This is a genomic window from Thermotoga profunda AZM34c06 (assembly GCF_000828675.1).
In the GTDB taxonomy this organism is placed as follows: Bacteria; Thermotogota; Thermotogae; order Thermotogales; family DSM-5069; genus Pseudothermotoga_B; species Pseudothermotoga_B profunda.
Map to the genome: position 1 here is coordinate 1,761,924 of NZ_AP014510.1, position 12,550 is coordinate 1,774,473.

Consider the following 12,550-nt stretch of genomic DNA (forward strand, 5'->3'; position numbering starts at 1 on the left):
CATAATATAGTCAAACCTTATTGTGCTCAACAAAACGGCTGTTGAAATATTTTCAGGTATAATTATTTGAAGACAAGGAGATGGAAAGATGTTCCTTGTTGATAGAATGCTTGGAAAACTTGCAAAAAAACTGAGATTGCTTGGTTTTGACACAATCTATCTTCCACACGCCCAGGAGGAACAAATCATACAACTGTGCAAACAGAACAATAGAATTTTGATAACAAGAGATAGACTCTTGCACATGCGTGCTTTGAAAAATGGACTGAGGAGTCATTTAATTCATTCAGATAATTGGAGAGATCAACTTGTCGAACTCTCATCGCGTTTTGATCTAAAAAATACCAATAGAATGACGAGGTGTAGTTTATGTAATGCAGAACTTGAAAAGATACCTGTCGAAAAGATCAAGGACAGGGTACCGTTGTATGTTCAAAATACACAGAATGATTTTTTCATCTGTCCAGTTTGTAACAGAGTTTATTGGGCAGGATCACATGTTCAACATGCCATTGAAGAATTTAGGAGGCTGAGGATTTGAAACTCTTTGAAATGGTGTTTGAATTTTTTTCGAAAGGTTACAAATCAAATGTTATGAACGACATTGCACAGCTGATCAGTTCGATCGCAAAGGCTAAATATTGCGATATCTTGCTCTATGAAAGGCACAAGGACCAATTTCGGGTCGTTGGAACAAGTGGTGAAAAGGAAAAAATAGGTTCGAAGATCGGCTCAAAATCCCTGCAAAATCACCTATATGTTGTGAAATTAATCTACAATGATCAACTCTGGGGTGCGTTGATTTTAGAAGAACCCCACAATCTGAATTTGCAACAAACAATAGATGAGCTCAGTTTTTCTTTATGGTGGGTAAACAAATTCATAGAACTTCAGAATATCGCAGAAAAGTATCACAAAATGAATGAACTGACAAATGTTTTTTATAACTCCTTAGACAAAGAGCAATTCAAAACTGAAATGGTCAAAGCAATTGCAAGGGTCTTGAATGCAGACATTGTGATATTTTTCGAAAAAAACAATGAGGAATACGTTTTCTCTTCGGCATTTGGAATTACAAAAGATCAATTACTCTTTGAAAGAATCAAACATACTCATCCTTTCTTCAACCGAGTTGAGAAGACAGAGAACGGAATACTCGATATAAAAAATCAAATAGATTTCATTGGCATTTCGATCAAATCTTACATGGCAACTCCTCTAAAATTACAAGAACGCACAATCGGTGTAGTTCTCGTGGCAAATAAGATTTCGCCAGAAGGGTACAGAACCCTACATAGTTTTGATGAATTTGATCTATCGATCTTATATGAAATTTCAAGACGCATTTCACTTGGATACACCAGGCTTGAATATCAAGAAGGATTGAAAAGAGAAATAGAAAAATTGAGAAATTATACAAAGAACTATCAAGAATTGATACAGCAACAACAACTGTATCTGAAAAAAATGGATCTTGTTCACAGCATAAGCAATGCTATGAGAGCAAGTTATGATCCAAATAATGTGTACAAAACACTCTTACTTGGACTGACATCGGGTAGAGGACTTGGCTTTAACAGAGCTCTATTGTTGATACGAGATAAGAAAACCGAGTCACTTGTGGGCAAAATGTGGTTAGGACCGCAGAGCAGTGATAACATCACCGAGATTTGGAGAGAAGCAGAGAGAAGGGCTATGAGTTACGGTGATTTTTCGCAGTTTTTGAGAGAAGAAGCCCTGATGCTCGACGTAAACAAAGGTCTGACAGGAAAGATCGAAGGTCGGATATTCGCTTACAAAGATCATCCAGTTTTCGAAAGGGTTGTTCTCAGAAGGAGAGTAATTCACATCACTCCATCCTTGGCAAAGAGCATGGAGGATTCTATAAGAGACCTTTTGAATCTACTTGAAGTTGAAGAATTCGTCGTGATACCGCTGGTTGGAAGATGGGATACGATCGGTGTACTCATCTTGGATAACAAATTCACAAAGACATCGATCACAGAAGCAGACATCGAGGTCTTGAGAATTATAGCCGATAGTGCTGGACTTGCCATAGAAAATGCCATGAACTATGAAGAATTAAGGAAGAAAACCGAGAGTCTCGAGCAACAAAAGAATATGGTAGATTACCTACGCAAGTTCAGTGATAGTATTCTCCAAAATCTCACTACAGCCGTTATCGTGATTGATAGATCGGGGAAGGTAATAGAATGTAACAGAAGAGTCGAACAATTACTTGGGTTACCAAAAGAAAGAGTTCTTGGAAGTTCATACTTTGATTTTGGAGAGACATTTGAAAACATCTTTGAAGTTGCAATGAAAGTTTTCGAAAAAGGAGAGACAATAACTTTATCCAGGTATAGAATAGAGACACCTCAGGGTGAGAGGTTCTTTGATACAAAGTACTCACCTTTATGGGATCTAACTGGTTCTACTATGAATGGAGTTATAGTGACGCTTGAGGATGTCACGCAACAGTATAAACTCGAACAAGAAAGAAAGGACAAAGAGAAATTGGCGGTACTTGGTGAAATGTCGGCCCGAGTAGCTCATGAATTGCGCAATCCAATCACAGTTATAGGTGGCTTTTTGAATAGACTGAAAAAAAATATTTCCGATCCAGAGGCTCGGGAGAAATATTTAACCATACTCTCAAACGAAGTCGAGAACCTACAGAATATAGTTTCGGAGATTCTCGAATTCAGCAAGAACATAAGAAAACTCGACTTGACCGATTTCCAGTTAAACGATTTGGTTGAAGAAGTTGTTTTTCTAATGCAGGACAAAGCCAACAAGGCAGGAATCAAAATAGAAATCATCCTGGCTCCCATTCCGCAAGTGGAAGCTGATAGAAACAGGATAAAGCGAGTTCTAATAAATCTTGTTCAAAATGCCATAGAAGCGACACCACAAAATGGTAAGATTGTTATCAAGACACAGTATGATAATGACAGGGTAATCGTATCAGTCTTTAATACCGGTGAACCTATAAGTGAAGACGTGATGAGAGGCATTTTTATACCGTTTTATACAACAAAAACGTATGGCACTGGACTTGGACTCCCAATATGTAAGAAAATAATAGAAGATGAGCACGGAGGAAGAATATGGGCTGAACCAAAATCAGATGGAACTCAATTCAGTTTCGAATTATCAGTTAAAAGGAGGAATTGAAGATGAAGAAAATCAAAATTCTTGTCGTAGATGATGAACACAACATAAGACTACTCATAAGCGAAGAACTGAAAGACTTGGGATACGAAGTCGAAACCGCATCAAATGCAGATGAAGCCCTTGAAAAATTTGAGCGAATGAGCTTTGACTTGGTAACAATCGATATCGAAATGCCTGGTAAGAACGGAATTGAGCTCGCAGGTATTTTGAGACAAAAATATCCCGGTCTGAGGATAGTTCTTCTAACTGCGTATTCTCACTATAAATATGATCTTGCTTCATGGGCTGCCGATGCCTATATAGTGAAATCTGCTGATTTGACAGAACTAAAAGATACAATAAAAAAACTGTTGCAGATGTGAGGAGGTGCTATTTTGGAATACAGAAAGACTCTGAATCTTCCAAACACCGATTTTGCGATGCGTGCAAATCTGGTTGAAAAAGAACCACGTATTCTTGAAAAGTGGAAAGAGATCGACATCTACAAATATGTACAGGAACAAAGAATCAATCGTCCAACCTTTATCCTTCATGATGGTCCACCTTATGCCAATGGTGATATACACATAGGTACCGCGATGAATAAAATTTTGAAAGACACCGTTGTGAGGTACAAAGTTTTGCGTGGTTATAGATCTCCGTATGTTCCCGGTTGGGATACACATGGTTTACCAATAGAACACAAAGTCACTACAATGCTTGGAACGAAGGTAAAATCGATGAGCCAGATGGAGATAAGAAAAGTCTGTGAAGATTTTGCAAAACAACAAATAGAAGTACAAAAAAAACAATTTCAAAGGCTTGGAGTAGTGGGAGACTGGGAAAACTTCTATGCCACCCTTAAACCGGAATACGAATACAAAATTTATGAGGTCTTTGAAAAACTCGTAGAAGATGGATATGTTTACAGAGCAAAGAAACCCGTTTTATGGTGTCACAACTGCCGCACGGCGCTCGCACAAGCAGAAATAGAATACCACGATCATGTATCTCCCTCTATATATGTCAAATTCAAGATGAAAGATGCCGATGAACACATAATAATATGGACGACCACCCCGTGGACTTTACCAGGTAATACCGGTATAGCCGTACATCCAGATCATCAATATGTCAAAGTCAGAGTAAAAGGTGAAACATGGATTTTGGCGGAAAAATTGCTTGCCAGTACCATGAATGAACTTAAAATCGATCAATACGAAATTCTGGAAACTTTCAACGGTAAGCTGCTTGAGGGAAAGATAGCACTTCACCCTCTGTTTGAAAGAGAATCTCGTATTATAGTTGCCGATTTTGTCGATATGGAAACGGGATCGGGTTGTGTTCACATCGCACCAGGTCACGGTGAAGAGGATTACGAATATGGTCATCTTGTTCATGGTCTTGAGGTCATCTCCCCTGTGAACGAAGAAGGGGTTTTCACCGGACAGGCTGGAAAATATGCAGGAATGCATATAGATAAAGCTAATAGGTTGATCATGGATGATCTAAAGGCAATGGGAGCCCTCTTGAAGGAAGGTAAGATATCGCATTCTTATCCACACTGTTGGAGATGTAAAAAACCAGTCATCTTCAGAGCCACAGAGCAGTGGTTTGTCTCTGTTGAGAAAAAGGATTTAAGAAATAGAGTCCTTAAACACATAGACAACGTTACATGGATTCCTTCTTGGGGAAAGAACAGAATCAGTGCGATGATCCAAGAAAGACCCGATTGGTGCATCTCAAGGCAGCGCGTCTGGGGTACACCAATACCGGCTTTCAAGTGCAATGACTGTCAGGAGGCAATACTCGATCCCATAGTTATTCACCATTTTGCCCAAATAGTCAAAGAAAAGGGTACCAATGCTTGGTTTGAGATGTCTGAAAAAGAATTACTACCAAATGACTATGCCTGTAAAAAATGTGGTTCTAAGAACCTCAGTAAAATGTATGACACACTTGATGTCTGGATCGATTCTGGTGCCTCCTTTGAAGCAGTTTTGACAACAAGACCTGATCTTACCTTCCCAGCAGATATGTATTTGGAAGGGAGTGACCAACATAGAGGGTGGTTCAATTCATCAATAGTACTTTCGGTCGTAAAGCACGACATGGCACCTTACAAAACGGTTCTGACTCACGGATTTATAAAAGATGAGGAAGGCAAGAAAATGAGCAAATCTCTTGGAAATGTCGTGGATCCACTTGAAGTTTGCTCAAAATACGGCGCAGATGTGCTAAGACTTTGGCTTGCAAGTAGTGACTATTTCAACGACATAAGAATCTCGCAGAATATAATACTTCAACAAGTGGAGGTCTACAAAAAGATCAGAAATACATTTAGATATCTATTGGGAAATCTCAACGATTTTTCAGAAGATAACATAATACCGTTTGAAAAACTCCTACCCGTCGATAAATGGGCTTTAGGAAGACTGCAACAAATCATCAAATCGGTCACAGAAGCCTATGAAAGTTATGAGTTTTCCAAAGTGTACAATATTCTTGTAAAGTATTGTTCTGTTGAATTGAGTGCAGTTTACCTTGACATTGTGAAAGACAGATTGTATGTCGAAGGGAAGAATTCTATCCAACGTAGATCTGCTCAGACTGTCCTGTATCACATACTCAAATCATTACTTGTGATGTTGTCTCCTATACTCGCCTTCACATGTGAAGAGGCCTATGAACATTTCAAATCTCAGAGAGTGAAATACCAATCTGTTCAGGTGGAACACTGGCCTGAATATCACGAAGAATGGATAGATAAACAAATAATGGCCGATTTTGACAGTCTAATGCAAATTAGAGATCTTGCTCTGAAATCTCTTGAAGAGATCAGACAAGGAGGTTTGATTGGTCACTCTCTTGATGCAAAACTGATAATAAGATCGAATTCACAACAGACCTTGAATTTACTGAATAAATACAGTGAACACCTTGAGGAGTTTTTCATCGTCTCACAAATCGAAATCCATGATTCTGATAAAGAATTAGAAATCGAGGTTCAAAAGGCTGATGGTGAGAAATGTGATAGATGTTGGAAATATCATCCTCTGACTGGAAGTGATCAACAATTCCCAAATACTTGTCCAAGATGTGCGAGAGTTTTGAGAGAACAGGAAGGTTGATAAAATGATAGAGTTATCGGGACTTGTGTCAGATGCTTTCAATAAAAAAGCATCTGACATTCATCTTTGTGTTGATACACCACCCATTTACAGAATAAATGGTTTGTTGGTCGTTCAAAAAGATCTCGGACTTGTTACCGAAAATGATCTAATGGGAGCCATAGAGATTTTGTTCAATCATATAGGCTTAACAGTAGACTCAAACAAAAAAGAGGTAGATTTTGCCTTCAGTGTTGGAGATCAGGTGAGAGTCCGTGGTAACTTGTATTATGAGAGAAGAAAACCAGCTCTTGCACTGAGGCTAATAACTCGAAAAATCAGAACTTTTGATGAACTTGGTCTTCCACAGATACTCAAAGATTTCACAGAAAGAGATTCAGGTCTGATACTCGTCGCGGGTCCAACTGGAAGCGGAAAATCAACAACCCTTGCTGCGATGATAGACTACATAAACGAGAATCACCCTTATCACATTATCACAATCGAAGATCCAATAGAATACATTTTCACGAACAAAAAATCTATAATACACCAAAGAGAACTTGGACAGGACACCAAGAGTTTTTACGATGGTCTCAAGTATGCTTTGAGACAAGACCCAGATGTGATATTAGTGGGCGAAATGAGGGATCTTGAAACCATGGCATTGGCACTCACTGCCGCTGAAACAGGGCACCTGGTTTTCAGTACCATACATACAAACAGCGCTGCAAGTGCACCAGAAAGGGTTATAGACGTTTTTCCAGCCCATCAGCAAAAACAAATCGCATTGCAACTTGCGAATACACTTGTCGCGATAATTTACCAGAGATTGTTACCGCGTTGTGATCAAAAAGGTATGGTACCGATTCTTGAAATATTAATTGGTACAGCTGCTATCAAGAACTTAATACGAGAAAACAAGTTGCATCAGGTGGAATCAATCATGCAAACAAGCGCAAAGCAAGGTATGGTGCTCTTCGACGATGCTTTGTTCAAAGCCTATGCCAACGGCTATATAGACAAGTCACAGGTTTACGAATATGCAAGAAATCCTGAAGAAATGAGGCGAAAAGTAGGATGAAGGACGTTATAGAATCTGTGGTTCAAAAAATCAGTGAGCGAGTCAGTGAGTTAGAAATCAATTTGACAGATTCTAATCTTGACCCCGAAAAGATTAAATCATTGTCCGTTGAGTATTCTAATTTGAAAGAAATTCTCGAGACATATGAACAGTTAAAAATTATAGAAGAAGAAATCGATTTTTGGCAACAAATTTTACAAGAAGATCCTTCTGCGGAAATCGAAATTGAAAAGTCAAAAAAAGAATACGAGCGAAAAATGACTCAATTGATATCGCAACTCCTTCCAGTTAAGGAGTACAATAATGTCATTATCGAAATCAGAGCAGGTACAGGTGGCGAAGAAGCAGCCCTATTTGCAGCAGATCTCTATCGTATGTACACAAGGTATGCAGAACGAAAAAACTGGCAGGTGGAACTCTATGACTTTCACGACACAGGTCTCGGCGGTTTCAAAGAAATCGTTTTTCTCATAAAAGGTAAATCGGCATACAAATTCTTACGACTCGAAAGCGGCGTTCACAGAGTTCAAAGAATCCCCGTGACTGAATCTTCAGGAAGAATACACACATCAACGGCTACAGTTGCAGTGTTACCAGAAGTTTCTGATGTAGAAATATACATAGATCCAAAAGACATAAAAATCGACACCTTCAAAGCATCTGGACACGGCGGACAATACGTGAATAAAACTGAATCTGCTGTGAGAATAACACATCTACCCACAGGAACGATTGTATCTTGTCAGAGTGAGAGATCACAACATCAAAACCGTGAGAGAGCTCTTTCAATACTACGCGCCAAATTATATGAAATGGAACAAGAGAGAATCTCAGCAGAACTTTCACAACAGAGAAAAAGTCAGATAGGTACAGCGGAAAGAAGCGAGAAAATTAGAACGTACAACTTTCCTCAAAACCGCGTGACGGATCACAGAATTAACTACACCACTTATAGACTCAAAGATGTTCTGGATGGCGATCTGGATGAATTAATAACCAAGCTCCTCGAAGATGAACTTGTCAAATTACTCAAAGAAAAGAATGCCATCTCCACTCATTGATATGTCTTTGTAGCGAGCTTTTTGTATATCATATCAACAAGAGGTTTCAAGTCATCTTTTGCCGCTTGCTTTGAATATTCATACAATAGCATGTTGGTAAACCATTTCTCACCAGAACTCTTTGGTATGAGATCAGATTGAGGAATGGATTCATACATCTTTTTGAAAATATCATAAAAGAGAGAACCCACAAATTCAGAGCAAGCATTCCATAATTTATCTTGTTGTCCGACACTTGAAATAGATGAGATCAATCACATCACCACCAGATCTGCAAGCAAAACACCAGCACTGTGCATTGTCTGCAAAATCGCTATGATATCTTGAGGAGTTGCACCGAGACTTTTTAGGGCTGTCACCAATTCTGAAACCGTTGCATCTACTTGTTTGTCAGACAAAACTCTTCCATTCTTAACACTTATATTGAATACTCCGTATGAAAGAGTGAAGTCCAAAACCCTCACATTCCCTCCAAATACAACTGTTCCCGTCTTCTCATTGACCACGATTTTCGCAGGTTGGTCAACAGAAACCTCTATTTCTTCCACCAAAGAAAGGAATGTAACCACATCGTCTTCAAAAGCTGAGGGAATCTGCGTCTTTATCGAAGATGCATCAACTGCTTTTGCTATTTTTCTATCAAAGGTTGTATTTATCGCTTGTGCAACCCTTGCTGCTGTTGTAAAATCAGGCGTTCTCAAAAGAATCGTGACATTGTTCGATTCAACGAATTCAGATGGAATTTCTTTTTCGACGATCGCACCATTTGGAATGTACCCGACTATTTTGTATTTGCTCTGCAAATTCGCCGAAACCTTCACTTCGTTGCCACCAACACTGATATTCCCCTGTGCAACTGCATATACATTGCCATCTGCACCATATAATGGAGTCTGTATCAGCAAACCACCTTGTAGAGATTTCGCATCTCCTATTGATGCAACTGTCACATCGAGTCTCATACCCTCTTTGTAAAATGGAGGGATATCAGCCAGAACCATCACCAGAGCACTATTTCTTGTCTTGAGATCTGCGGCATCTATACTTATGTTAAACACTTTTGCCATATTTGACAACAGAGTCGAATTGATCTTTCCAGAATCACCTGTGCCGTTCAAACCAACAACGACACCAAGTCCAAAGAGTTGATTGTCTCTTGCTCCTCTGAAAATTGCGATATCTTTTATGCGTGTAATGGAGAATATCTGTGTGATCAGAATAACCAAAAACAGAACAAACAACACTTTTTTCATATTGTCACCTCACAAGAACCACTTTGCGATCGCCGAGAGAATATAATCAAGCCAAGACTCTTGATCGGGATTTTGTCTGAAGACGAGTTGACCATTCACCCATATTTGACAATTCGCGATCTTCGACGAATCAACTGTATTATCTGAAGCTATATCATCGGGTCTCACAGTTCCACGTATTATTATTTCACTGAGTTGCTCGCCTACTTTGAGCTTTTTATTGCCTTCAACGATCAAATTCCCGTTCTGTACATCAACTACCACAGCTGAAACGGTAAGGGTAACAGTAGAACTCAATTGTGCTGATCTTTGCTGTGTCGAGTTGTTATTTATGGGTATGAATTGTGATAGATCAAACTGCGTGATGTTTTTCACAGCACCCGTGAAGAGATTCAACAACGCATTTTCAAAAGCAGTGTTTTCGCTTGTGGCATTGATCTTTGGTGTTTCTTTTACGACAATGGTCACAATATCTCCTACTTTATTTGCCTTACGATCACCTACTATATTTTTGAATTGATTATTTGTCGAGCTATTCCATAACGATGCGCTATAGATGATCAACGCCTGAACCAAAATCAACACGATGAACAATCTCTTCATTATTTCAACTCCCCATGACACATATCGAATAATCTTCTTTGAGTACCCCGTGTATTAGAAAACCCGTCGAGAGATTCCTTGCCTTGATGATTTCTCCAAAATTCCCATCCTGCACAACCCTTACAAAGGTTGTAACTACTACCGAACCGATTTGAATCGTCGCTGGTAAAACTTGTCCTGCCTTAACATCGGGTGGCTTACTCAAATACATAAGATCTATTGGCTCACCCTCTTTGAACATTTTTCTACTCATCTTGCCTACCACATCATCGATTTTGTCCGTGAATTGTCCGTTTTTCCCAAAAACATTCATTTGAACGATTAAGAGATCTTCTTTTCTTATTATTTCCCCGCTCTTGATAGTTCTACATACTACTAAAACATTCCTTAAGATAGAAATATCTGCAGTAGCTTGTACATATCCAGAGAAGGTATTATTCTGAAGAAATTTGGTCAAGACATTCACTTTTCCACTGGAAATATTGAAGGAGAGTATCTCAAAATCATCTGCTTGAGGAATTTGTTGTTTAAATTGAAGGTTAGTGATCGTTGCCTCATCACCAAATTTCAGCAACAAATACTCTATAACAGAGTCCTGAACTCGTTCTAATAAATTACTACCCCATAAAAAGACTTGGAGGAACAATAGTATCGATATTAATTTTTTCACCTTTTCCATCCCTTCTCAATCAGAGAAAGGCGGATGCGCATCCGCAATGAGAAAAGAAAATTATCTCTTGAGTGTGGAAACAGTTTGGAGCATACTATCAGCGGTTTGAATTGTTCGTGCATTTAATTCATATGCTCTTTGCGCAGTGATCATGTCGACCATCTCTTTTACTACATCAACATTGGATTTTTCCAGATATCCCTGTTGCAACGCTCCAAAACCATCTTGATTGGGTGTGCCCTCTATCGGTGCTCCTGAGGCCGTCGTTTCAAGATATAGATTATCACCAATCGACTTCAAACCAGCGGGGTTTACGAATCTTACAAGCGTCACAGTGCCAAGATTCTGTATTGTACCATCCTGCATTTCAACAGAAAAGATACCATCGGGTGAGATATTTATCGCAACTGCATCGGCGGGAACAACTATATTTGGAATTAGAGCAAGCCCGTTTGCAGTCACAACTGTGCCATTACTGTCTATTTTGAAAGATCCATCTCTCGTATAAGCAGTTCTACCATCTTGGAGCTGTATTTGAAAGAAACCATCTCCTGTAATGGCTACATCAAGTGCATTTCCCGTGTGTTCCATATTACCCAATGAAAAGATCTTCGTTGTAGCAGCTAACCGTGCTCCATGACCAAAATATATACCTGTGGGTATCGTTGAATTGACTGCGGTAGGTGTGCCGGCATTTTTGTAATATTGGTACACAAGATCTTGAAATTCTGCTCGAACTTTCTTGTAACTCGTTGTATCAACATTTGCGAGGTTGTTTGAAACCGTATCGAGCTTATATTGTTGAGCCCACATACCAGTTGCCGCAGAATACAAAGAGACCATCATCTTGGTACACCTCCTACTATCTCAACGAACCAACTTGGCTCGTTAATTTTGCCAATAATTCATCTTCGACAACAACGACTTTTTGTGATATCTCAAAATGTCTTTGAGCTTCTATCAATTTTGTCATTTCTAAGAGTGCATTTACATTAGATAATTCAACATAGCCTGGTAAAATCCTAAAATCTTCCTCGGCAACTGCCTCACCACTTTGAGGAGTGGGCTGTAAGAGTGTGTAGCCTATTTTTCTCAGCTGTGATTGATTCTCAAAAGTGTACACACCAATTCTTGTGACGATATTGTTGAATCTGTCTTTGATATACCCATCCTGATCTACACTGTAACCATCTAAGAATTGTATAGCCTCACCATTTTCATCCAGCAATCTCAATCCATCGGCATTTACTATATAACCCTCTGCATCCAACTTAAAATTACCCGCCTTAGTGTAATAAACACTATTTTCTCCCTGCAAAGCAAAATAACCATCGGATTCTATCGCAAGATCGAGTGGATTATCTGTTTTTAAAAAAGTGCCATGTGAGGTATCCAGATAGACATCATCAAGAACTGCACTGTATGTCAGATTACCAATTGGATGTTTTCTGTTTGGCAAGGCATAAATTGCTCGATCTTGATAGGCTCTGAAGATCAATTTATCTTTTTTGTACCCCACCGTTTCGATATTTGCAAGGTTGTTTGCTGTAGTGTCAACTTTACTCGTATCCAGCAGCATCCCCATCGCTGCTGTGTAGATACCTCTTATCACA

General features: G+C 39.1%; 12 protein-coding genes. 6 read left to right on the forward strand and 6 right to left on the reverse strand.

Annotated elements, in window-relative coordinates; translation table 11 throughout:
• The first annotated feature begins 88 nt into the window (after positions 1–88).
• Genes TSP02S_RS08625 through prfA form a run of 6 tightly spaced genes read left to right on the forward strand, consistent with a single transcriptional unit; the run spans position 89 to position 8,411 of the window.
• Entirely contained in the window at positions 89–541 is a 453-nt protein-coding gene (locus TSP02S_RS08625; protein WP_041083462.1) for a Mut7-C RNAse domain-containing protein, read from the forward strand.
• Entirely contained in the window at positions 538–3,177 is a 2,640-nt protein-coding gene (locus tag TSP02S_RS08630; protein WP_232503692.1) for a sensor histidine kinase, read from the forward strand. Before TSP02S_RS08625 ends, TSP02S_RS08630 begins: the two co-directional genes overlap by 4 nt.
• 2 nt (positions 3,178–3,179) lie before the next feature.
• Complete coding sequence (locus tag TSP02S_RS08635; protein ID WP_041083463.1) at positions 3,180–3,539, forward strand: response regulator; 360 nt, start codon at positions 3,180–3,182, stop codon at positions 3,537–3,539.
• A gap of 12 nt (positions 3,540–3,551) precedes the next feature.
• Positions 3,552–6,287 carry an isoleucine--tRNA ligase gene (gene ileS, locus TSP02S_RS08640; protein ID WP_041083465.1) on the forward strand — a complete coding sequence of 912 codons (2,736 nt, stop codon included), beginning with the start codon at positions 3,552–3,554 and terminating at the stop codon, positions 6,285–6,287.
• Positions 6,288–6,291: 4 nt separating this feature from the next.
• A complete protein-coding gene (locus TSP02S_RS08645) occupies positions 6,292–7,350 on the forward strand; it encodes a type IV pilus twitching motility protein PilT (RefSeq protein WP_041083467.1) in 1,059 nt (352 codons plus the stop codon).
• Positions 7,347–8,411, forward strand: a complete 1,065-nt coding sequence (prfA, locus tag TSP02S_RS08650) for a peptide chain release factor 1 (protein ID WP_082025992.1) — start codon at positions 7,347–7,349, stop codon at positions 8,409–8,411. Before TSP02S_RS08645 ends, prfA begins: the two co-directional genes overlap by 4 nt.
• Here prfA and TSP02S_RS11145 read toward each other — a convergent pair.
• Genes TSP02S_RS11145 through TSP02S_RS08680 form a run of 6 tightly spaced genes read right to left on the reverse strand, consistent with a single transcriptional unit; the run spans position 8,405 to position 12,549 of the window.
• A complete protein-coding gene (locus TSP02S_RS11145) occupies positions 8,405–8,665 on the reverse strand; it encodes a rod-binding protein (RefSeq protein ID WP_232503693.1) in 261 nt (86 codons plus the stop codon). The genes prfA and TSP02S_RS11145 overlap by 7 nt on opposite strands.
• Entirely contained in the window at positions 8,666–9,664 is a 999-nt protein-coding gene (locus TSP02S_RS08660) for a flagellar basal body P-ring protein FlgI (protein ID WP_041083468.1), read from the reverse strand.
• Between the two features lie 9 nt (positions 9,665–9,673).
• Positions 9,674–10,267 carry a flagellar basal body L-ring protein FlgH gene (locus TSP02S_RS08665; protein ID WP_041083469.1) on the reverse strand — a complete coding sequence of 198 codons (594 nt, stop codon included), beginning with the start codon at positions 10,265–10,267 and terminating at the stop codon, positions 9,674–9,676.
• Between the two features lie 4 nt (positions 10,268–10,271).
• Positions 10,272–10,937: a flagellar basal body P-ring formation chaperone FlgA gene (flgA, locus tag TSP02S_RS08670; RefSeq protein WP_041083471.1), complete on the reverse strand. Its 666-nt coding sequence runs from the start codon at positions 10,935–10,937 to the stop codon at positions 10,272–10,274.
• 60 nt (positions 10,938–10,997) lie between these two features.
• Positions 10,998–11,783 carry a flagellar basal-body rod protein FlgG gene (gene flgG / locus TSP02S_RS08675; RefSeq protein WP_041083473.1) on the reverse strand — a complete coding sequence of 262 codons (786 nt, stop codon included), beginning with the start codon at positions 11,781–11,783 and terminating at the stop codon, positions 10,998–11,000.
• 16 nt (positions 11,784–11,799) lie between these two features.
• Positions 11,800–12,549, reverse strand: a complete 750-nt coding sequence (locus tag TSP02S_RS08680; protein ID WP_041083475.1) for a flagellar hook-basal body protein — start codon at positions 12,547–12,549, stop codon at positions 11,800–11,802.
• Position 12,550 lies beyond the last annotated feature (1 nt).

Coding starts and splice junctions, on each gene's coding strand:
- TSP02S_RS08625 (WP_041083462.1), top strand. CDS start 89: ATGTTCCTTGTTGATAGAATGCTTGGAAAACTTGCAAAAAAACTGAGA.
- TSP02S_RS08635 (WP_041083463.1), top strand. CDS start 3,180: ATGAAGAAAATCAAAATTCTTGTCGTAGATGATGAACACAACATAAGA.
- TSP02S_RS08645 (WP_041083467.1), top strand. CDS start 6,292: ATGATAGAGTTATCGGGACTTGTGTCAGATGCTTTCAATAAAAAAGCA.
- prfA (WP_082025992.1), top strand. CDS start 7,347: ATGAAGGACGTTATAGAATCTGTGGTTCAAAAAATCAGTGAGCGAGTC.
- TSP02S_RS08660 (WP_041083468.1), bottom strand. CDS start 9,664: ATGAAAAAAGTGTTGTTTGTTCTGTTTTTGGTTATTCTGATCACACAG.
- TSP02S_RS08665 (WP_041083469.1), bottom strand. CDS start 10,267: ATGAAGAGATTGTTCATCGTGTTGATTTTGGTTCAGGCGTTGATCATC.
- flgG (WP_041083473.1), bottom strand. CDS start 11,783: ATGATGGTCTCTTTGTATTCTGCGGCAACTGGTATGTGGGCTCAACAA.